The organism is Methylocystis sp. NC52PC (genome assembly GCF_055698645.1).
On the sequence record NZ_CP170127.1, the window covers coordinates 1,427,075 to 1,446,693 of the forward strand.

Genomic DNA, 19,619 nt, shown 5'->3' on the forward strand with positions numbered 1-19,619 from the left:
CTCGAAGGACGAGGCCGCCTCAGGCGCTTCGTTTGCGCTCTTAAACGAGCCAGCCGGCGTAGAAGCCGACGAGCAGCACGACGCCGATGATTCCGCGATAGGCGACGAAGGGCCAGGCGGAGAAACGCTCGAGAATGCGCAGAAGGCCCCAGATCGCGACGAAGGCGGAGATCGAGGCGACGATAAGGCCGAGCGTGAGCACCGACCAGCCGTGCAGATCGAGGTGCGCCTTGTGCAGCTCCCAAAGCTCCTTCAATCCCGCAAGCGCGATGGCGGGCAGGCCGAGGAGGAAGGAGAAGCGTGCCGCCTCCTCGCGTTTCAAATCGAGAAACAGCGCCGCCGTGAGCGTCGAGCCCGAACGCGACACGCCGGGAATGAGCGCGCCGACCTGGGCGAAGCCGACGATCATCGCGTCCTTCAGCGTCACGTGATCGAGCGTGCGCTTGTGGTTGCAATAAAGCTCCGCGAGCGCGAGCAGCGCCGCCATCACGATGCACGAAATGCCGATCACCGGCAGCGTGCGCAGCGGCGAGCCGCAGGTATTGAGCGTGTGCGACAGCAGAAGGCCGGCGACGCCGATGGGGATCGTGGCGAAGCCGACCCACATGACGAAGCGGAACGTCCAGTCGTTGAAGTCGCGCCGTTTGAGCGCGTCGAGGGAGCCGACGGCGAGGGATCGAATGTCGTCCCAGAAATAGCTGACCACCGCGGCCAGAGCCGCGAGCTGCATGGCCGCCGAAAAGGCCGAGCCGGGGTCCTTCCAGCCGAGCAGCGCGGGGACGATGCGCATATGCGCGGTGGAGGAGATCGGCAGAAGTTCGGTGATCCCCTGCACGACGCCGAGCGCCGCCACTTTCATATAGCCGAGGTCGACGAAGCCCGTGTCGAGCCCATTGGTGCAAGCCGTCGCCATTTTCTCTCCCGCCGGAAGCGGCCGCTTTTTTTAAGCGGGCCGGGGCATTACGGAATTTTCACTGTGCCGATATTTGGTTAATGGAGAGAAAACATGGCGGGGCGAGGCTCTCGCCGGGAAAAAATGCACGCCGCCCCGCACGGTTGGCTTCGCCCGCAAGCGCCTAATGGAAGAGCGCCAGCGCCTTCAGAAGGGTGATGGAGACGCCCCACGCCAGGGGAACGCCGACCGCGGCCCAGGCGAGCAGCAGCACCGGGGAGAAGCCGTTGGGCAGGGCGCGCAGGCGCACGGCGGCGACCGGCGCGTCGGCGGGTTCGAGCGCGTCCTCGATATAATCCTCGAAATCCGCGTGCGGCTCTTTCTCCTCTTCCCGAACAGCGGCGACAGTCGTCTTCTTGGCGGCGGCGACCTCTTCGTCCGTCATGTAATATTTTTCGGCGACGGGGCGGACGAGAAGATTGCAGACGAGGCCGAAAAGCAGCAGGCCCGCGAGGACATACATGGTCTGATTATAGGCCGCCTCGCGCGGCACGCCGATCGAGAGCTGATATTCGCGAATATAGTTCACCAGCACCGGGCCGAGCACGCCCGCGGTCGACCAGGCGGTGAGCAGGCGTCCATGAATGGCGCCGACGTAATGCGTGCCGAAAATATCCGCGAGATAGGCGGGAATGGTCGAGAAGCCGCCGCCATACATGGTGATGATGACGGCGAAGAGCAGCACGAAGAGGAAGACCACGCCGCCCTTCGCCGCGAAGGGAACGGCGGCGTAGAGAACGAGGCCCAACACGAAGAAGATGGCGTAAGTGGCCTTGCGCCCGAATTTGTCGGAGGCCGACGCCCAGCCAATGCGGCCGCCGATGTTGCACAGGCTCAAGAGACCGGTGAAGCCCGCCGCGATGGCGGCGATCTGCTTCTTCTGGTCGGCCGTAAGGCTGTCATAGCCGATGTCGAGGCCAATGAGCTTGCCGCCGAACACCTCCTGCAGCATGGGCGACGCCATGCCCAAGACGCCGATGCCGGCGGACACATTGAGGCAGAGCACGCCCCACAGCAGCCAGAACTGCGGGGTCTTCCAGGCGACGTCGAGATGCACATGGCGGTGCGTGACCATGGCGTTGGCGGCCGGCGCCGGCGGCGCAAAGCCCTGCGGCGACCAGCCGTCCGGCGGCACGCGATAGCCGAGCGCCCCGGACACCATGAAAAGAAAATAGATGCCGGCGAGGGCCACGAAGGTCTGCCAGACGCCGGGCGAGGCCGGCGTCGCGAAATAGCCCATGAGCCTGTCGGCGAGCGGCGCGCCGATCATGGCGCCGCCGCCAAAGCCCATGATGGCGAGGCCTGTCGCGAGCCCGCGCCGGTCGGGAAACCATTTGATGAGCGTCGAGACGGGCGAGATATAGCCGAGCCCCAGCCCGACGCCGCCGATCACCCCGGAGCCGAGCCACAGCATCCAGATCTGGTGCAGATACACGCCCAGCGCCGAGATCAGCAGGCCACCGCACCAGCAGAAAGCCGCGGCGAGGCCCGCCTTGCGCGGACCGGCGGTCTCGAGCCAATGCCCAAAAATCGCCGCCGAGGAGCCGAGTAGCACGAAAAACAGCGTGAAGGTCCAGCCGAGCATGCTGATCTTCCAGTCGCAGTCTGTCGCGACTAGGGTCGAAAAGAGCCCCATGTCGGCCGGGCATTCCTTTGGCGCGGCGCCGCCAACGACGCGCGACAGCGGCAGCCAGAAGACCGAGAAGCCATAGGCCATGCCAATGCAGAGATGGATCGCGAGCGCCGCCGGGGGCACGAGCCAGCGATTGAATCCGGGCGCAGCGATGGACCGTTCGCGGGAGAAAAAACTCGGCTGCGGCCCGACGGCGACGTCCATCCTTCAAAACCCTTCCCGGCGCGCAAGACGCCGATTGACGCTTATGCAAAGATTGCAGCGGCTGGCTGCCTTACTGCATATCGCGCTGCGAAAGATTGTTCAATTGAAGGCGACGCGCGCATCTCCATAAGGCTGCGCGCGAGTGCGGCCCCGCCCCCCCACCCTTCATCCCTCCCCGCCGCTTCGTGGGGGGAGGGAGGCGAGAACGTGGCCGGCAAGCGCCTGATAACGTCGCTTCGAGAGTCTGCGAACCCTTAGTTCACGCTTCGCTCGATGATCTGCGCGAGGTCGGTCATGATGACGTTGAGGTCGTAATTCTTCGGCGTATAGACCGCCGCAACGCCCGACTCGAGCAGGAGCTTCTCGTCCGCTGGCGGAATGATGCCGCCGACGACGAGCGGGGCGGACACTCCCTCTTCCTTCATCAGCCGCATGACCTCATGGGCGAGCGTCACATGCGAGCCGGAGAGGATGGAGAGCCCGATGCAATGCACGCCCTCCTTCTTCGCGGTCTCGACGAGTTCCGCGGGCGTCGAGCGAATGCCGGCGTAGATCACGTCGAAGCCGGCGTCGCGGGCGCGCACGGCGATCTGTTCGGCGCCGTTGGAATGGCCGTCGAGGCCCGGCTTGCCGACAAGGAACTTGGCGCGCTTGCCGATCTTCTGCGAGACGCGCTCGACCTCGCCGCGCACCTTGTCGAGCTGGCCGCCGACCTGGCGCGCCGTCGAGGAGACGCCCGTCGGCGCGCGATATTCGCCGAAGACGCCGCGCAGCACGCCGCCCCATTCGCCCGTCGTGACGCCGGCCTTGGCGGCGGCGATCGAGGGCTCGACCATATTGCGGCCTTCTTTCGCCGCGCGCGCCAGCTCCTCGATGGCGGCTTTCGCGGCCTTGGCGTCGCGGCGCTCGCGCCAGGCGTTCAGCCGCGCGATCTGGTCGGCCTCGACGCCCTCCGGGACGACCATGATGGCGTCGCTGCCGGACGCGAGCGGCGACGGCTCGGTCGAGGTGAATTTATTGACGCCGACGACGATCTGCTCGCCCGCTTCGATCGCCTCGAGACGCGCCGTATTCGCTTCGACGAGCTTCGACTTCATATAGCCGATCTCGACCGCCGCCGCGGCGCCGCCGAGCTCGTCGATCTTTTTGAGTTCCGCCCTGGCTTCGTCCTTCAGCGCCGCGACCTTGCGGGCGATCTCCGGATTGCCGTCGAAGATGTCGCCATATTCGAGGAGGTCGGTCTCATAGGCCATGATCTGCTGCATGCGCAGCGACCATTGCTGATCGAAGGGCCGCGGCAGGCCGAGCGCCTCGTTCCAGGCGGGAAGCTGCACGGCGCGGGCGCGGGCGTTCTTGGAGAGCACCACCGCCAGCATTTCGATGAGGATGCGATAGACGTTGTTTTCCGGCTGCTGCTCGGTCAAGCCGAGCGAATTGACCTGCACGCCGTAGCGGAAGCGGCGCAGCTTCTCGTCCTTGACGCCATAGCGGTCGCGGGTGATCTCCTCCCACAATTCGGTGAACGCCCGCATCTTGCAGAGTTCGGTGACGAAGCGCATGCCGGCGTTGACGAAGAAGGAAATGCGCCCGACGACCTGCGCGAAGTCCTCATCCGACATGCCGGCTTTCTTCACCCCGTCGAGAATGGCGACGGCGGTGGCGAGCGCATAGGCGAGTTCCTGCGCCGGCGTCGCGCCCGCCTCCTGCAGATGATAGGAGCAGACGTTCATCGGATTGAACTTGGGGCATTCCTTCGTGGTGAAGAGAATGAGGTCCTGCGTCAGGCGCAGCGACTGCGCCGGCGGGAAGACATAGGAGCCGCGCGAGAGATATTCCTTGATGATGTCGTTTTGCGTCGTGCCCTGCAGCTTGGCGCGGGGCGCGCCCTGCTCCTCGGCGGCGGCGATATAGAGCGCCATCAGCCACACGGCGGTGGCGTTGATGGTCATCGACGTGTTCATGTCGGCGAGCGGAATGCCGTCGAAGAGCGTGCGCATGTCCCCAAGATGCGAGACCGGCACGCCGACCTTGCCGACTTCGCCGCGCGAGAGGATGTGGTCGCTGTCGTAGCCCGTTTGCGTGGGCAGGTCGAAAGCGATCGAGAGACCCGTCTGGCCCTTGGCGAGATTGGAGCGATAAAGCCGGTTCGACGCCTCGGCGGTCGAGTGACCGGCGTAGGTGCGAAACATCCAGGGCTTATCGCGGCGCGGCGCAGACGTGTCGTTCATTTTTGTCCTCCTCGCCGCTGCGATAGCATGGGCGCGGCGCAGGCGGAAGCGGGCGAGACGCCGCGAGGCGCCGTCGCGACTTAGCGCCAGAGCGACGAGGCAAAGCTGACGCTAGGCCAAGCGAGCGCCGCGTTTCGGCGTCACTCTCCCGTCCGCGCCGCTGCGAGGCTGCGCGCTTCCTCGGGCCACAGCTCCCGCAGCGGCGTCGGCAGGTCGGAGACGACCTTGGCGGTTTCGTTGAAGTCGATCTCCCGCCAGATCACCGCGAAGACGGCGCGCGCGGCGGTCGCGGTGTCGACCGGAAAATTGTACGGTAATTCCTGGGCGATCCGCGCTTCGAAGTCGTCGAGCCGCCGCGAGACGTCCGGCGTCCCGGCGGGGCGCCAGCCGGCGTAATAAATTCCGCGCACGAGCAGCGGAAGCTGGGCGCCGAGGTGAACCGCCTGCTCGGGCGTCAGCCGGTCGCGCAAGGCGTGGAGCACGGCGCGCAGCGCGCTATAGGCGTGCGGCCGGTTGCCGAGACGATGCTCTTCCGCCAGCGCCTTCAGCCAGGCGTTGGTCTGCTGGATCGTGTGGTCGAGGGCCGAGACTTGTGTTTCGCTCATGGCTTTCCGTCTCCAGGAAAGAACCGCGCCGCCGGCGGGAGTCGCGAGGGGTTCGCACCCCACGCGAGCGCCTGTTTGCAGCACGATATCTATCGCGCGTCGGTCCGCAGAACGCTCCCCCGACGATCGGTTTCCCGCCGGGCATAGGCAAAACCTGCCGGGCGCATCGCTATTTTCACCCTATGCCAGGCGGCGCCGGACCATTATAAGCTCGCCCGATATTCTAAAAGCAGCATCCGGCGACCGGAATGGAGGGAGCTTTACCTTGAGCGAGAAGAAAGACCTTTACGAGTTGGGCGAAATCCCGCCGCTCGGGCATGTTCCCAAGAACATGTACGCCTGGGCGATCCGGAAAGAGCGCCATGGGCCGCCGGAGACGGCGATGCAGCTCGAGGTTCTCCCCACCTGGGAGCTCGACAGCCATGACGTGCTCGTCCTCGTAATGGCCGCCGGCGTCAACTACAACGGCGTCTGGGCCTCGCTCGGCGAACCCATCTCCCCGCTCGACGGGCATAAAATGCCGTATCACATCGCGGGCTCCGACGCCTCGGGCATCGTCTGGGCCGTCGGCTCCAAGGTGAAGCGCTGGAAGGTCGGCGACGAAGTCATCATCCACTGCAACCAGGACGACGGGGACGACGAGGAGTGCAACGGCGGCGACCCGATGTTCTCGCCGTCGCAGCGCATCTGGGGCTATGAGACGCCCGACGGCTCCTTCGCCCAGTTCTGCCGGGCGCAGGACCGCCAGCTCATGGAGCGCCCCAAGCACCTCACCTGGGAAGAGTCGGCCTGCTACACCTTGACCCTCGCCACCGCCTATCGCATGCTCTTCGGCCATGAGCCGCATGAGTTGAAGCCCGGCCATAATGTGCTGGTCTGGGGCGCTTCGGGCGGCCTCGGCGTTTTCGCCGTGCAGCTCTGCGCCGCCTCGGGCGCCAACGCCATCGGCGTGATCTCGGACGAGTCCAAGCGCGACTACGTCATGTCGCTCGGCGCGAAGGGCGTCATCAACCGCAAGGACTTCAAGTGCTGGGGCCAGCTCCCCAAGGTCAATTCGCCGGAATTCCACGAATGGACCAAGGAAGCGCGCAAGTTCGGCAAGGCGATCTGGGACATCACCGGCAAGAAGGATGTGGACATCGTCTTCGAACATCCCGGCGAACAGACCTTCCCGGTTTCCTGCCTCGTCGCCAAGCGCGGCGGCATGGTGGTCTTCTGCGCCGGCACGACGGGCTTCAATCTCACCTTCGACGCCCGCTATGTCTGGATGCGCCAGAAGCGCGTACAGGGCTCGCATTTCGCGCATTTGAAACAGGCTGCGGCGGCGAACCAGTTCGTCATCGACCGCCGCCTCGACCCCTGCATGTCGGAGGTCTTCGCCTGGGACAAGATCCCGCTGGCGCATACGAAAATGTGGAAGAACGAGCATGCCCCCGGCAATATGGCCGTGCTCGTGAATGCGCCCGAGCCCGGCCTGCATACGGTCGAGGACGTGGTCGAGGCATATAGCAAAAAGAAGTAAGATCCGGCGACGATGCCCCTTGCGCTTCGAGACGCCGCCAGCGGCGGCTCCCCAGCGTGAGGGGCTTTTTACTCTTGTCATGACTACTTAGGCCTCATGCTGAGGAGCCCGCGAAGCGGGCGCCTCGAAGCACGAGGCCGCCTTGCAGCTGAGGCTGGCGGCGCGTCGGGGAAAGCCGCGGGCGCGTGGGGCAAGACCCGCCCGCCGCTTTTTTCTCCCGCTTCATCGGCCGTGCGAGGTAATGTGCCCTATGGCCATCGCCCCGCCGCCCGACCTCCGCGACGCGCTCCTCGCCCTGCTCGACTGGCATGTCGAGAGCGGTGTCGATCTTGCGCTCGACGACGCGCCGCATGATCGCTACGCCGAAAGCGCGCGCGCGCCGGCGCCCGCCGTCGACGCCGCGCCGATCGTCGCGCCACGCGAGCCGCCGGCCCCCCTTCCGCTGCAACCCCGCCGGCCGGCGTCCGTCGTCGCCGCGCCGGAGGACGCCGCGCGCGCCGCGGAGGCGGCCGCCGCCGCGGCGACGGATCTCGATGCGCTCGCCCTGCGGCTCGCCGAATTTCCGCACGCGCCCTTCCGCGACATGGCGGAGCATTTCCTGTTTGGCGCCGGAGCGCCGGGGGCGCCGCTCATGGCGCTCGACGCCGCGCCGGGCGTGACGGAGGAAACGACCGGCGAGGCGTTCAGCGGCCTGCAGGCGCGGCTTCTCGACAATATGCTCGCCGCAATCGGCCTCGACCGGAAGAGCGCCTATCTGGCTTACGTCGCGCCCTGGCGGCCGCCGGGCGACAGGGCGCTCACGCCGCAGGAAATAACGATTCTTGCTCCGTTCGCCCGCCGTCACGTCGAACTTGCGCGGCCGCGGGTCGTACTCCTCTTCGGCGAAGCGCCGGCGCGGGTGACGCTCGCGACGCATGAACCGGTCGCGAAGCTGCGCGGCAAGCCCTTCGACCTTACAGGCGGGGCCCGGGCCTACGTGTTCAACAGCCTCGACGCCATGCTGAAAAGCCCGACGCTCAAGCGGGCGGCGTGGCGGGACCTGCGCGCGGCGGCAGATAATCTGCGGGAGTGAGGCGGCGGCCCCTTACTCCGCCGCCGCGCCTTCCTTCGCGCCGCCATAGCGGCGGGCGATATAATCGTCGACGATGCGGGTGAATTCCTCGGCGATGCCCTCGCCGCGCAAGGTCATGGCCTTCTTGCCGTCGATGAAGACGGGCGCCGCCGGCGTCTCGCCGGTGCCGGGGAGAGAAATGCCGATGTCGGCGTGTTTCGACTCGCCGGGGCCGTTCACGATGCAGCCCATCACCGCGACGTTGAGCGTCTCGACGCCGGGATATTGCGCGCGCCAGATGGGCATGCGTTCGCGGATATGCTCCTGAATGTCGCGGGCGAGCTCCTGGAAGACGGTCGAAGTCGTGCGGCCGCAGCCGGGGCAGGCCGCGACGAGCGGCACGAAGGTGCGAAAGCCCATGGTCTGCAGGATTTCCTGTGCGACGCGCACTTCGAGCGAGCGGTCGCCGCCGGGTTCGGGGGTGAGCGAGACGCGGATCGTGTCGCCGATGCCGTCCTGCAGCAGCACGCCCAGCGCCGCGGCCGACGCGACGACGCCCTTGGAGCCCATGCCGGCTTCGGTCAGCCCCAGATGCAGGGCGTAGTCGCTGCGTTGCGCGAGCATGCGATAGACGGCGATCAAGTCCTGCACCGCCGAGACCTTCGCCGAAATCACGATGCGGTTCTTCGGCAGGCCGATCTCCTCGGCGCGCGCCGCCGACATCAGCGCCGAGCGCGCCAGCGCCTCGCGCGTCACGGCGCGGGCGTCGATCGGCCGGTCCGAGGCGGCGTTGATGTCCATCAGATGCGTCAAGAGCTCCTGATCCAGCGAGCCCCAATTGGCGCCGATGCGCACCGCCTTGTCGTGTCTGGCGGCGAGTTCGACGATTGCGCCGAACTGGCGGTCCCTCTTGTCCTTGAAGCCGACGTTGCCGGGATTGATGCGATATTTGGCGAGCGCCTCGGCGCAGGCCGGATGATCGGCGAGGAGCTTGTGGCCGATGTAGTGAAAATCGCCGACGAGCGGGACGTTGATCCCCTTCGCGTCGAGCTTCTCGCGAATGTGCGGCACGGCCGCCGCCGCCTCGTCGCGGTCGACGGTGATGCGGACGATCTCCGATCCCGCCTGGGCGAGCGCCGTCACCTGCGCGACGGTCGAGTCGACGTCGGCGGTGTCGGTGTTGGTCATCGACTGGACGACGATGGGCGCGCCGCCGCCAACCGTCACGGCGCCCGCGCCCGCGCCGATCCGCACGGCGCAGGTCTTTTTGCGCGGCGCCGGCTCGGCGGAAACGGGATCGGGCAGGCGGGACTCTGTTGCGTCGGTCATCTCGTCGCGGCTCCGGTGAATAGCTTTCGCCCTAGGTCGCGCGGAAATCGCCGCGGGTCAAGCGCGCGGCGATGCAGCTGTAATGACATTGGCGTTACACAGTGCTACAAGGACGGCATGCAACCAAAAATCCAGCCTGCCAAGCGCGAAACCTTGAACCTCAGGGTCAAGCCCGACGACCGGGCTCTGATCGACCGCGCCGCCGCGCTGCAGGGCAAGAGCCGGACAGATTTCCTGCTGGAGGCCGGACGGCGGGCGGCCCAGGAGGCTTTGCTCGATCGCGCGCTTTGGCGCGTCGGAGCGGAAGCCTTTGACGCCTTCGCCGCACGTCTGGACGCGCCGCCGCGGCCCAATGATCGGCTGCGGCGCACCATGCGGACCCGGGCGCCCTGGGAGTGAGGATTCAAGCGCCGCGTCTCATCGAGGATTCGGACGATGTGGCCGACTTCGACTGCGGCGAACCGGCGCTGAATGACTGGCTTCGACGCCGCGCGCGCGCCAATCAGGCGAGCGGCTCGTCCCGGACCTATTTGGTCTGCGAAGGAAATCGGGTCGTTGCCTATTACGCGTTGGCGGCAGGGGCCGTCGACCTCGACGCAGCGACCGGCCGTCTGCGCCGGAACATGCCCGACCCCACGCCGGTCATCGTCTTGGGGCGGCTCGCCATCGATAAGGCGTGGCAGAAAAACGGCCTCGGACGCGTTCTCGTGAAGGATGCGCTGCTGCGCGTTCGTCACGCGGCGGACGCGATCGGGGTGCGTGGCATGCTCGTTCACGCCCTCTCTCCAGAAGCCGCCGCCTTCTACGAAGCAGTCGGCTTCGAGCCCTCGCCGCTCGATGTTACGACGCTCATGACGACGCTTGCCGACCTCCGCGCGGCGCTCGACTAACCCATCTTCCGGCGCGGATCGTAATGGTGGCGCTCCCGCAGCTCACGCAGTCGCGCCTCGAATTCGGCGTCGGGCTCCTCCGGCAGCATGATTTTCAGCGCCACATAGAGGTCGCCCGCGGGCTTGCTCTCGGTCGCCGGCAGGCCCTTGCCGCGCAGGCGCAGCACGCGGCCGCCGTTGGAGCCGGCCGGGACCGCGAGCTCGACCTTGCCGTCGAGCGTCGGCGTCTGGACCTTCGCCCCCAGCGCCGCCTCGTAGATCGTCACCGGCAGATCGAGGCGCAGATCGCGCCCCTCGAGCCTGAAATAGGGATGCGCCGCGATCTTCACGGTCACCAGGGCGTCGCCCGACTCGCCGCCGCGCAGGCCCGGCTGGCCCTGGCCGCGCAGGCGGATTTGCTGACTGTCCTCGACGCCGGCGGGAACTTTGACTTCCAGCGTGCGGCCGGAGGGCAGAATGACGCGGGCCGAGCCGCCCTTCGCGGCGGTTTCGAGCGGCACGGTCGCCGTCGCCGCCACGTCCTCGCCGCGCTCGGGCGTCTGCTGGGCGCGCCGGCGGCCGCCGAAGAGATCGGCGAAGAGATCGCTGGGATCGAAACCGCCGGCGCCCCCCTGACCGCCGCCGCCGCCAAAATTGAATTCGTAATGCTGGTTCGCCCCGGGCCCGCTGCTCGAGCGCCAGGCGCGCGAGAAGCCGCCCGGTCCGGCCCCAAAGCCTTCGAAGCCCTTGGGCTTGCCGTCCGGCCCGATCTCGCCGCGGTCGAACTGGGCCTTCTTTTTCTCGTCGCCGACGATCTCGTAGGCCGTGTTGATCTCCGCGAAGCGCTCCTTGGCCTTCGCGTCGTCCCTGTTGCGGTCGGGGTGGTATTTCTTGGCGAGCTGGCGGTAGGCCTTCTTGATGTCGGCCGCGCTCGCCGATTTGGAAACGCCGAGTACGTCGTATGGGTCGCGCATTTTGGTCCAATCAGCCCATGGAAGCGCCCGCCCGAAGCGGCGCGGGCGCAAATGTCTGAATTACTATGTGGGAGAAGCGCGGAGCTAACGCAAGCGCGAGCAGGGCCGAATCAAAGCTTCGTCGGCGCGCGCGCAAAGTCGTCGAGCGCCCTGCCCTCGGGGTCGAGGCGCGCGAGCGCCTCGTTCACGGCGTCGATCTCGCTCGGTTCGCCGCCGGCCATATTTTCCTCCGTCGCCCGCAAAAGGGCGCGGGCGTCGAGCTCCCAGCGCTTGAGGATTTCGATCTTCATGATTTTGGCGAGGGCCGGCGTATCGACCACTTCATGAGGCGCGTCGAAAACCGACGCCGGGGAAATCAAAGCCTTTTCTATCTCGGCGTGACCGAGCGCAGGGACTTTCATGGGGTCTTTCCTGTTTTGAAATTGTTGCGTTTTTGAACGCGCAAGCTCCCGCCCATGTTCCGGCGGCTGGACGCCTGTTCGCGTTTTGGCGTGACACGGATTTCATCAGGCTTGACCTGACAGTCATGTCGGACCTGACGGAGGCGGTCTTGGCGAAGAAACTGCACTGTTCCTTCTGCGGCAAGTCGCAGGACGAGATCGAGAAACTCGCCGCCGGCCCCGCCGGCGTGCATATCTGCAACGAATGCGTCGGGGTCTGCCAAGCGATTATGGACGGAGACGGCCCCGGGGCCGACCGCTCCTTCGACCCCAGGGCCTGGCCGCGGGAGCGATTGCTCGCGCTTCTCGCGCCGATCAACGCCGCCGCGGACGGCTACCGGGATCAGCTCCAGGTCATGGTGGAGACCCTGCGGGAACAGGGCGTGAGCTGGTCGGAAATCGCCAAGAGCTTCGGGGTTTCGCGGCAAACGGCTTGGGAGCGCTTCTCATAGCGCGGCGCCGGCGAGGGCGTCCCACAGAAGCTTCAGATTGAGCCCGATAACTCCGACGGCGATGACGGCGGCGACGAGCGTCGTGCGCTTCGGGGCGACAAGATCGCCCATCACCTTGCGGCGGGCCGTGAAGAGAACCAGCGGAACGACGGCGAAGGGCAGGGTCACGCTCAGCACCACCTGGCTGAGCACGAGAAGCCGCGCCGTCGCGCTCTCACCGGCATAAAGCGTCACCGCAATGGCGGGCGCAATCGCGATCGCCCGCGTCACGAGCCGGCGCGTCGCGGGGGCGAGGCGAAGATGGACGAAGCCTTCCATGACGATCTGCCCGGCGAGGGTGGCGGTGACCGTCGAATTGAGCCCGCACGCAATGAGCGCCACGGCGAACAGCGTCGCCGCCACAGGCTCGCCGAGGAGCGGCGCGATGAGCCGATGCGCCTCGCCGAGCTCGGCGACGTCAGTTAGGCCCCGCGTGTGAAAGACCGCCGCCGCCAGGACGAGGATCGCGCCATTGACGAGCAATGCGAAGAACAGAGCGAGCGCGCTGTCGATCACGGCGAAGCGGATCGCCTCACGCTTCTGGCGCGTCGAGACGCCCACGGCGCGCGTCTGCACCACGAAGGAATGGAGAAAGAGATTATGCGGCATCACCGTCGCGCCCAGGATGCCGAGGCCGAGATAGAGCATCTCGGGGTCGGTGACGAAGCGCGACGTGGGGACGAGCCCCCGCGCGACCTCGGCCATGTCGGGTCGGGCCATCACCAGCTGCGCTGCGAAGCAGAGACCGATCAAGGCGAGCATCGCGACGACGAACAGCTCGATCTTGCGAAAGCCGAGACGCTCGAAAGCGAGCACGAGAAACGCATCGAGCGTCGTCACGACGATTCCGATCGCCAGCGGCAGGCCGAAGAGAAGCTGAAGCCCGATCGCCGTGCCGATGACTTCGGCGAGGTCCGTTGCAAAAATCCCGGCCTCGGCGAGGATCCACAGCCCGACCGCGACGGGAAAGGGCGTATGGGCCCGGCAGGCCTGGGCGAGATCGAGCCCGGCGCCGACGCCGAGCCGCGCCGAGAGCGATTGCAGCACGACGGCCATGAGGCTCGACAGCACGGCCACGAACAGCAGGGCCGTCCCGAACTTCGAGCCGCCCGCCAGGGCCGTCGCCCAATTGCCAGGGTCCATATAGCCGGTCGCGACGAGATAGCCGGGGCCGAGAAAGACAAAGATGCGTCTGAGGAGCTTCCCGCCATCGGGGACCGCCACGGAGCGGCGCAATTCGCCGCGCATCGAACCCGCAGGCGCGGACGTCAGCATAGAACCTCCCCAGACGCGCGCCCGTTGGCGGAGGCGGGGGCGTTATGGATTGACCTTGCGCAGCAACGCTTCAAGGCCCTCGGGGAAGATGAGCTCCTGAGACGCCGCGATCTCGTCCGCCGACCACCAGCGCCAACCGAGCAGGTGCACCTTTTCTTCCGGCGTAAGGCTTTGCGGCGCAGGCGCGAACTCTTCCGTTCTGATCAGGAAATAGCGCTCGATCGCCTGGTGCCAATCTTCGCCGAGCTCCATCGGGAACTCCCGCGTCGCGACGACGGGGCCGACGTCGCCGCGCAGGAGGAGACCGGTCTCCTCGGCGACTTCCCGCCGCAGCGCCGCCTCGAACGTCTCGCCCTCCTTGAGCGCGCCGCCCGGGGTCGCCCAGAAGTGGTGATGCCCCAGCGCCAGAAAATGCGGCGACAGGCCGCCGGCGTATTGCATGAGCAGCGCACGGCCGGCCGGCTCGACGATCAGCGCCCGGGCGGCCTCGCGCCGCGGCAGCGCCACCCCGTCCCAGGGCGCTGCGATTTCCGCCCGCCCCTCCGGCCGCGCCCAATCGACGAGCGACCATTCGCCGTCGTCATAGGCGATCCAGTTCGGCGTCGCGTTCAGCACCGGATGCTCGCGCTTCTCGGAAAGCGCCTTGCCGGTGGCGATCCGCCAGGCGATGTCGAGCACGCCCGCATGGGCGACGACGAGCACGGTGAGGCCGGCGCTCTCGCGGGCGATGTCGGTCAGCACCAGGCGGACGCGGCGGGCGAATTCTTCGAGCGTCTCGCCTTCGGGCGCCGCGAAGTCGGGCTTGCGCGAGAGATAATGCGGATAGTCGTCGGCATATTTGACCTGCACCTCGGCGTGGGTGTGGCCTTGCCAGGCGCCGTCGTCCTTCTCGCGCAGCCGCTGCGTGGCGCGCACCTCCAGCCCACGCGACGCGGCGATGGGCGCGGCGGTGGCGAGGGCGCGGCGGAGATCGCTCGCGTAGACGCGGTCGAAATGGGCGCCGTCCAGCTCATGCGCGAGCGCCTGCGCCTGGGCGCGGCCGCGCGCATTGAGGGCAATGTCGAACTGGCCCTGGAAACGACGTTCAATATTCCAATTTGTCTCGCCGTGGCGGGCGAGACAGATGATCGTTCGGGTCATCGCTCGTCTTGGCGCGGCGCACGGGCCGCTCGCGCGCGGGCTCTCGCGCAAAATTCGCCCGCCGCGCCGTTACGCGACGGCTGTTCTGCCCTATCCCGCCGAAAAAGTCAGTCGCCTTTTGGCGAAAACGCCTGCCCTTGACTTGCGTCAATGCCGCGCGGCGTAGGTGAACTCGCCGGCGCGAATGTGGCCGGGCAGCGTCTCGACGAAGCGCGCGACCGCCTCTTCGCCATAGGTCGCGACGAGCTCGCGCAGCGCCGCCGACAACGCCGCCTGGGCGAAGGACTCGCTTTCAATTCCCGCCAAAATCGCCTCGGCGAAGGCTTCGGTCACATAGGCCAAAGCGGCGCGCTGCTGCTCGCCGCCGGTGTCGTCGAAAGTCGCTAGGTTCAGCTGCATCATGCGATGCACTTTAGACAAGGCGCCCGCCGGGCGCGACCGGCCTCTTTCCAAAAGGTTAATTCCAGCTTGCAGATAATCTTAAGGACTGCCGAATCGATAACTCACGTCGCGCGAGATTTTGGCGGCCTCGTCGAGATAACGCGCGGTCGCGTCTTTGGCGTTCTGCGTGCAGACCCGATAGGTCAGCTCATAGCCGCGGAAGCCGCGATTAAACGCCGCGACATATTTGTCGCGCCGCGGCCCGCTCGGCGCTTCCGCCTCGAGCAGCGCGGACATCTTGTCGCGCCAGTCGCCGCCGTCCTTCGCCTGGCAGAGATCGCGCAGAAAGGCGAGCGCGCCAAGCACTTCGGACAGCCGCATAAGCTGCCCCTCATAGGGCGGGGGCGGGGCCTCGCCGCCCGGAGCGCCGGGCTTGGCGGCGGTCTCCGGCTGCCCCTTGGCGGGCTCGCCCTTTTTTTTTGCTTTGGCGGCCGCGGCGTCGGGACGTTTTTTCTCTTTCTGGGGAACGTCGCGCGCCGGGGCCGAGCGCGGCGCCGCGCGTTCGGGCCGGTCGGGGCCGAAGAGATTGTCGAAGATCCCCTGCGCCCCGGCTTCGAAGCTCAAGAGAGAGGCGCAGGCGAGCGCCAATGGGGCGACGCTGCGTCTCATGGATAGAGGCGCTCCTTGCGCCAGTCCTGGCCAGGAGCCTCACGGAAGAAGCGCAGGCGGTCGTGCAGACGGAAGGGTCGGTCCTGCCAAAACTCCATGGCGATCGGCTTGATGCGGAAGCCGCGCCAATAGGGCGGCCGCGGAATGTCGCCAATCGCATATTTCGCCGCATATGACGCCACCGACTTCTCCAGCGCGAAGCGGCTCTCGAGCGGGCGCGACTGCTGGCTGGCCCACGCCCCGATGCGCGAGTCGCGCGGGCGGCTGGCGTAATAGGCGTCGGATTCCGCCTCGCTCACCGCCTCGACCGGGCCGCGCAGGCGCACCTGACGGCGCAGCGATTTCCAGTGGAAGAGGGCCGCCGCCTTCATATTGGCGGCGAGCTGTCGCCCCTTGGCGCTCTCCGCGTTGGTGTAGAAGACGAAGCCCTCCGGGCTCCACTCCTTCATCAGCACCATGCGCGCGTCCGGCAGGCCGTCGGCGTCGGCCGTCGCCACCGCCATGGCCTCGGGGTCGTTAACTTCCTTGGCCTGCGCATCCTCAAACCATCTTCCGAAAAGATCAAACGGCTCTACGGCTTCGACAAAGTCACCCGACGTTAACGCGTTCACGGGAAAATCCTCTCATGGGAGGCGCCTGATCCGGGCGCGGCGCGTTGGAAGGCAGCCCTTTGCAGTTCTTGAGTATCAGACATATAACCGACAGCCTCATTGCTCAATTCCCGCGCCTCGGGGCCGTTGGCGCCATCATGCTCGCCTGCGCCGCCTCTGGGTGCTCGATCGCCATTCCGATGGCGTCTTCTCCCAATTCAGCGCTGTGGCGGGGCCCGCCCGACGACGCGACCGGCTCCATCGCCAAGCCTGCGCCGAAGCTCTCCCGCCATCTCGACGCCGAAGACCTGCGCCGCGCCATGGCGGCGATGAGCACCGCGCTCGATCCGCAAGGCTCCGGCGCGAGCGTTCATTGGGACAATCCGCAGACGGGCGCCAAGGGCTCCTTCACGCCGCTTGGACAGGCCTATCCGCTCGACGGCAAAATCTGCCGCGCCTTTGTCGCCGACATAGAGGCGGGCGAGACCGACGAGAAATTGCAAGGCGCCGCCTGCCGAGAGAAGTCGGCCGACTGGGCGCTGACCGAGGCCAAGCTCCGGAAAATCTAATTCTTGCGGTCGATCAGCCACAGCGCCGCGACGAAAAACCCCTTTGAGATCGGCAGAAAGAGCAGCGTGGCGACGATCGTCACGACCACGAGAATCGCCGCCTCCTGCCAATAGGGCATGAGTTCGCCGCGCTCGAGGACGATGAGCAACGGCACGACGATATGGGCGACGAGGCCGATGGTGAGCCACGCCGGGCCGTCGTCGGCGTCCAATCCCTCGAAGGTCTCGCCGCAGTGCGCGCAGCGGTCCCGACGTTTCAGGTAGCCTTGAAAAATGCGCCCTTCGCCGCAGCGGGGGCATTTCATCGACGCGCCGCGCCACAGCGTCAGGGGCGCCGAGGCTGCGGCGCGCGGGGAAAGGTCTTTCTCGGTCATAAGGCTTTGTTCACCTTCGGCGGGCGCGAATCAAGGGGGCCCGATTCGACCCCGTTTTGTGCGCCTTTTCTTCTCCCGGCTCCCAAAACGGGGCGCCCCCGCGACCGCGCCGCTAAAGCGTCCGATAAGGTTTCTCATTCACGCCGCGCGGGGTAACCTTTCATCTAAAGCCATTTGGAGCCAGACATGTCCGAGCCCTTCGGCAAGCGCCGCCTCATTGTGACCAGTCTTCTCGCGCTGCTCGTCATCCCGGTCTTTTTCCTGTCGGTGCGCGCCTTCGCCGCCTGGCGGGCGGGCTATGGCTGGGAGGAGATGGACTGGGACGGCAAGGGGCATACGACCGTCCTCGACTTTCTCAAGGCCGCCGAAATCGGCAAGCGGCCGGTGCTGGTCAACGACCGCAGCTGCGTCGAATATTACCTGCATCGCGACGGAATCATCGTGAAGACCGCTTGCCCCTAGCCCCCCGCGGCCGGGCGCTTGGCCGCTGCGCGCATCAGGCTGAGGCATTCGAAGGTCGACGCCATGTCGAGGGCGGTCAGGCCGAGCCCGGTCTCGAACAGCGGGTCGGCCCCCGCCGCCAAGAGCCGCGCGACCGCGCGCGCCCGGCCCGAAGAGGCGGCGAACATCAGCGGCGTCGCGCCCGTGGCGTTGACATGCTGCACGTCGATCCCGGCGGCGATGAGCAGCTCGATGGTCTCGATGTTTTCGGTGACGCAGGCGAGCCACAGCGCCTGATTGCCGTCTGCGTTCTCGGCGTCGAGATCGGCGCCCGCGTCGATCAGCTCCTGCGCCAGCGCCGCCGTCGCGCGCCGCGCCGCGACCATCAGCGGCGTCGCGCCGTCGCCGTTGCGGCCATTGACCTCGTCCGGCCCGAAGCCGTGTTCGGCGAGAAAGTCGCGCAGCGCGTCGCTCGGCATAGTGTCGCTTTCGTCTTGTCTGGTTGGCCGGATCGGCTCAAGAGATGCGAAGTCGGGGCCAGTCGCCCCCGCCATTGCCATTCGGCCCGGTCTGCGCTAGCTCGACGCGTCATTTGAAACGCGTCCTCATGGCCCGTCGGCCGTTTTTCGTCCCCCAAGGAACGCGCGATCCGGAGCTCTCCCGCATGAAACTGCCCAATCAGTTCTATCGTCCGCTGGCCATTGGCGCGCCCGCGCCCTATCGCGAGCTTCCGGTCAAGGTCGAGCGGATGATCCATTTCGTGCCGCCGCATGTCGAGAAAATGCGGGCGAAGGTTCCGGACATCGCCAAGCAGGTCGACGTGGTGCTCGGCAATCTCGAGGACGCCATCCCCGCCGACGCCAAGGAAGCCGCGCGCGCCGGCTTCATCGACATGGCCAAGTCCACGGATTTCGGCTCCACGGGCCTGTGGACCCGCATGAACGCCTTGAACAGCCCCTGGGCGCTCGACGACATGATTGAGATCGTCGGCGCCGTCGGCGACAAGCTCGACGTCGTCATGCTCCCCAAGGTCGAAGGCCCCTGGGACATCGCCTATCTCGACCAGCTTCTGGCCCAGCTCGAAGCGAGAAACAGCGTCCAGAAGCCCATTCTGATCCACGCCATTCTGGAGACGGCGGAGGGCGTGAAGAACGTCGACGCCATCGCCGCGGCCTCGCCCCGCATGCATGGCATCAGCCTCGGCCCGGCCGATCTCGCGGCCTCGCGCGCCATGAAGACCACGCGCGTCGGCGGCGGCCACCCGGAATATAAGGTGATCGCCGACGCCGATCCGGGCGCGGGCCTGCGGGCGAGCTTCCAGCAGGATCTGTGGCACTACACCATCGCCAAAATGGTCGACGCCTGCGCCTCCGCCGGCATCAAGGCCTTCTATGGCCCCTTCGGCGATTTCTCCGACGCGCCGGCCTGCGAGGCCCAGTTCCGCAACGCCTTCCTGCTCGGCTGCGCGGGCGCCTGGTCGCTGCATCCGACGCAGATCGACATCGCCAAGCGCGTCTTCTCGCCCGATCCGAAGGAAGTCGCTTTCGCCAAGCGCGTGCTCGACGCCATGCCCGACGGCACCGGCGCGGTGATGATCGACGGCCGCATGCAGGACGACGCCACCTGGAAGCAGTGCAAGGTCGTCGTCGACCTCGCCAAGCAGGTCGCCGCCAAGGACGCCGATTTCGCCAAGATCTACGGCTTGTAATTTCGGCTGAGCGCCGAGGCGCCGGTTGACAGGCCCCCGCCTTGCGGCGCTAAACTCGCCGCAGGCGATGGGGTTCGCCTTGTAACCGCCCTCGGGGCCGATGACTCCTGTTTGGCCAGCCGCCAGTCGGAGTCTGTCGTGCAAAACGCAATCAACGCAAATACGATCCGCCTC

The 19,619-nt window shown here is 66.8% G+C and carries 22 protein-coding genes and 1 riboswitch; of the genes, 8 read left to right on the forward strand and 14 right to left on the reverse strand.

The features are described 5' to 3' along the window. Positions 1-40: 40 nt before the first annotated feature. The 4 genes from uppP to ACETII_RS08780 all read right to left on the reverse strand — a co-directional run bounded on the left by uppP (position 41) and on the right by ACETII_RS08780 (position 5,622). A complete protein-coding gene (gene uppP / locus ACETII_RS08765; protein WP_472787786.1) occupies positions 41-913 on the reverse strand; it encodes an undecaprenyl-diphosphatase UppP in 873 nt (290 codons plus the stop codon). 163 nt (positions 914-1,076) lie between these two features. Next, entirely contained in the window at positions 1,077-2,789 is a 1,713-nt protein-coding gene (locus tag ACETII_RS08770; protein ID WP_472787787.1) for an OFA family MFS transporter, read from the reverse strand. Between the two features lie 254 nt (positions 2,790-3,043). Then, positions 3,044-5,017 carry a protein meaA gene (locus ACETII_RS08775; RefSeq protein ID WP_472787788.1) on the reverse strand — a complete coding sequence of 658 codons (1,974 nt, stop codon included), beginning with the start codon at positions 5,015-5,017 and terminating at the stop codon, positions 3,044-3,046. Between the two features lie 140 nt (positions 5,018-5,157). After that, positions 5,158-5,622 (reverse strand): DUF2267 domain-containing protein, encoded by a 465-nt coding sequence (locus ACETII_RS08780; protein WP_363350697.1) that lies wholly within the window; start codon positions 5,620-5,622, stop codon positions 5,158-5,160. 265 nt (positions 5,623-5,887) lie between these two features. Between ACETII_RS08780 and ccrA the strand changes: the two genes are divergently transcribed. Together ccrA and ACETII_RS08790 are read left to right on the forward strand one after the other, a co-directional pair. After that, on the forward strand, positions 5,888-7,144 hold the full coding sequence (gene ccrA / locus ACETII_RS08785) for a crotonyl-CoA carboxylase/reductase (protein WP_472787789.1): 1,257 nt from the start codon (positions 5,888-5,890) through the stop codon (positions 7,142-7,144). A gap of 250 nt (positions 7,145-7,394) precedes the next feature. Beyond that, positions 7,395-8,216 carry a uracil-DNA glycosylase gene (locus tag ACETII_RS08790; RefSeq protein WP_472787790.1) on the forward strand — a complete coding sequence of 274 codons (822 nt, stop codon included), beginning with the start codon at positions 7,395-7,397 and terminating at the stop codon, positions 8,214-8,216. Between the two features lie 12 nt (positions 8,217-8,228). Here ACETII_RS08790 and ispG read toward each other — a convergent pair whose 3' ends face one another. Beyond that, positions 8,229-9,524 (reverse strand): flavodoxin-dependent (E)-4-hydroxy-3-methylbut-2-enyl-diphosphate synthase, encoded by a 1,296-nt coding sequence (gene ispG / locus ACETII_RS08795; protein WP_472787791.1) that lies wholly within the window; start codon positions 9,522-9,524, stop codon positions 8,229-8,231. A 117-nt stretch (positions 9,525-9,641) separates the two neighbouring features. Between ispG and ACETII_RS08800 the strand changes: the two genes are divergently transcribed. Continuing rightward, entirely contained in the window at positions 9,642-9,923 is a 282-nt protein-coding gene (locus ACETII_RS08800; protein WP_472787792.1) for a type II toxin-antitoxin system TacA family antitoxin, read from the forward strand. Next, complete coding sequence (locus tag ACETII_RS08805; protein WP_472787793.1) at positions 9,920-10,414, forward strand: GNAT family N-acetyltransferase; 495 nt, start codon at positions 9,920-9,922, stop codon at positions 10,412-10,414. The genes ACETII_RS08800 and ACETII_RS08805 overlap by 4 nt, the downstream gene beginning before the upstream one ends. Here the strand turns inward: ACETII_RS08805 and ACETII_RS08810 are convergent. Together ACETII_RS08810 and ACETII_RS08815 are read right to left on the reverse strand one after the other, a co-directional pair. After that, complete coding sequence (locus ACETII_RS08810; RefSeq protein ID WP_363350705.1) at positions 10,411-11,367, reverse strand: J domain-containing protein; 957 nt, start codon at positions 11,365-11,367, stop codon at positions 10,411-10,413. The genes ACETII_RS08805 and ACETII_RS08810 overlap by 4 nt on opposite strands. A gap of 110 nt (positions 11,368-11,477) precedes the next feature. Then, positions 11,478-11,768 carry a hypothetical protein gene (locus ACETII_RS08815; protein ID WP_363350707.1) on the reverse strand — a complete coding sequence of 97 codons (291 nt, stop codon included), beginning with the start codon at positions 11,766-11,768 and terminating at the stop codon, positions 11,478-11,480. Between the two features lie 149 nt (positions 11,769-11,917). Between ACETII_RS08815 and ACETII_RS08820 the strand changes: the two genes are divergently transcribed. Next, positions 11,918-12,259, forward strand: coding sequence for a ClpX C4-type zinc finger protein (locus ACETII_RS08820; RefSeq protein ID WP_472787794.1), 342 nt, complete (start codon positions 11,918-11,920; stop codon positions 12,257-12,259). On the opposite strand, the gene ACETII_RS08825 is transcribed toward ACETII_RS08820, so the two are convergent. The 5 genes from ACETII_RS08825 to pdxH all read right to left on the reverse strand — a co-directional run bounded on the left by ACETII_RS08825 (position 12,254) and on the right by pdxH (position 16,374). Next, the gene (locus tag ACETII_RS08825; protein ID WP_472787795.1) at positions 12,254-13,573 is read right to left on the reverse strand and encodes an Nramp family divalent metal transporter; all 1,320 of its coding nucleotides are present in this window, start codon (positions 13,571-13,573) and stop codon (positions 12,254-12,256) included. The genes ACETII_RS08820 and ACETII_RS08825 overlap by 6 nt on opposite strands. Positions 13,574-13,615: 42 nt before the next feature. Beyond that, complete coding sequence (locus ACETII_RS08830; RefSeq protein ID WP_363350713.1) at positions 13,616-14,713, reverse strand: histidine phosphatase family protein; 1,098 nt, start codon at positions 14,711-14,713, stop codon at positions 13,616-13,618. A gap of 147 nt (positions 14,714-14,860) precedes the next feature. After that, positions 14,861-15,115, reverse strand: a complete 255-nt coding sequence (locus ACETII_RS08835; protein WP_363351267.1) for a hypothetical protein — start codon at positions 15,113-15,115, stop codon at positions 14,861-14,863. Positions 15,116-15,193: 78 nt separating this feature from the next. After that, the gene (locus ACETII_RS08840; RefSeq protein WP_472787796.1) at positions 15,194-15,763 is read right to left on the reverse strand and encodes a TIGR02301 family protein; all 570 of its coding nucleotides are present in this window, start codon (positions 15,761-15,763) and stop codon (positions 15,194-15,196) included. Beyond that, a complete protein-coding gene (gene pdxH / locus ACETII_RS08845; RefSeq protein WP_363350717.1) occupies positions 15,760-16,374 on the reverse strand; it encodes a pyridoxamine 5'-phosphate oxidase in 615 nt (204 codons plus the stop codon). The genes ACETII_RS08840 and pdxH overlap by 4 nt, the downstream gene beginning before the upstream one ends. A 68-nt stretch (positions 16,375-16,442) precedes the next feature. Here pdxH and ACETII_RS08850 point away from each other — a divergent pair, with 68 nt between their 5' ends. Next, complete coding sequence (locus tag ACETII_RS08850; RefSeq protein ID WP_472787797.1) at positions 16,443-16,922, forward strand: RT0821/Lpp0805 family surface protein; 480 nt, start codon at positions 16,443-16,445, stop codon at positions 16,920-16,922. Here the strand turns inward: ACETII_RS08850 and ACETII_RS08855 are convergent. Next, complete coding sequence (locus ACETII_RS08855) at positions 16,919-17,296, reverse strand: DUF983 domain-containing protein (protein ID WP_363350721.1); 378 nt, start codon at positions 17,294-17,296, stop codon at positions 16,919-16,921. The genes ACETII_RS08850 and ACETII_RS08855 overlap by 4 nt on opposite strands. Before the next feature lie 186 nt (positions 17,297-17,482). On the opposite strand from ACETII_RS08855, the gene ACETII_RS08860 reads away from it, so the two are divergent. Beyond that, positions 17,483-17,758, forward strand: coding sequence for a hypothetical protein (locus tag ACETII_RS08860; protein WP_363350723.1), 276 nt, complete (start codon positions 17,483-17,485; stop codon positions 17,756-17,758). On the opposite strand, the gene ACETII_RS08865 is transcribed toward ACETII_RS08860, so the two are convergent. After that, complete coding sequence (locus tag ACETII_RS08865) at positions 17,755-18,216, reverse strand: ankyrin repeat domain-containing protein (RefSeq protein ID WP_472787798.1); 462 nt, start codon at positions 18,214-18,216, stop codon at positions 17,755-17,757. The two genes, ACETII_RS08860 and ACETII_RS08865, sit on opposite strands and share 4 nt — an antisense overlap. A 185-nt stretch (positions 18,217-18,401) precedes the next feature. On the opposite strand from ACETII_RS08865, the gene ACETII_RS08870 reads away from it, so the two are divergent. Further along, entirely contained in the window at positions 18,402-19,445 is a 1,044-nt protein-coding gene (locus ACETII_RS08870) for an HpcH/HpaI aldolase/citrate lyase family protein (RefSeq protein ID WP_472787799.1), read from the forward strand. Positions 19,446-19,499: 54 nt separating this feature from the next. Next, a riboswitch (Fluoride riboswitch) is annotated at positions 19,500-19,562 on the forward strand. Positions 19,563-19,619 lie beyond the last annotated feature (57 nt).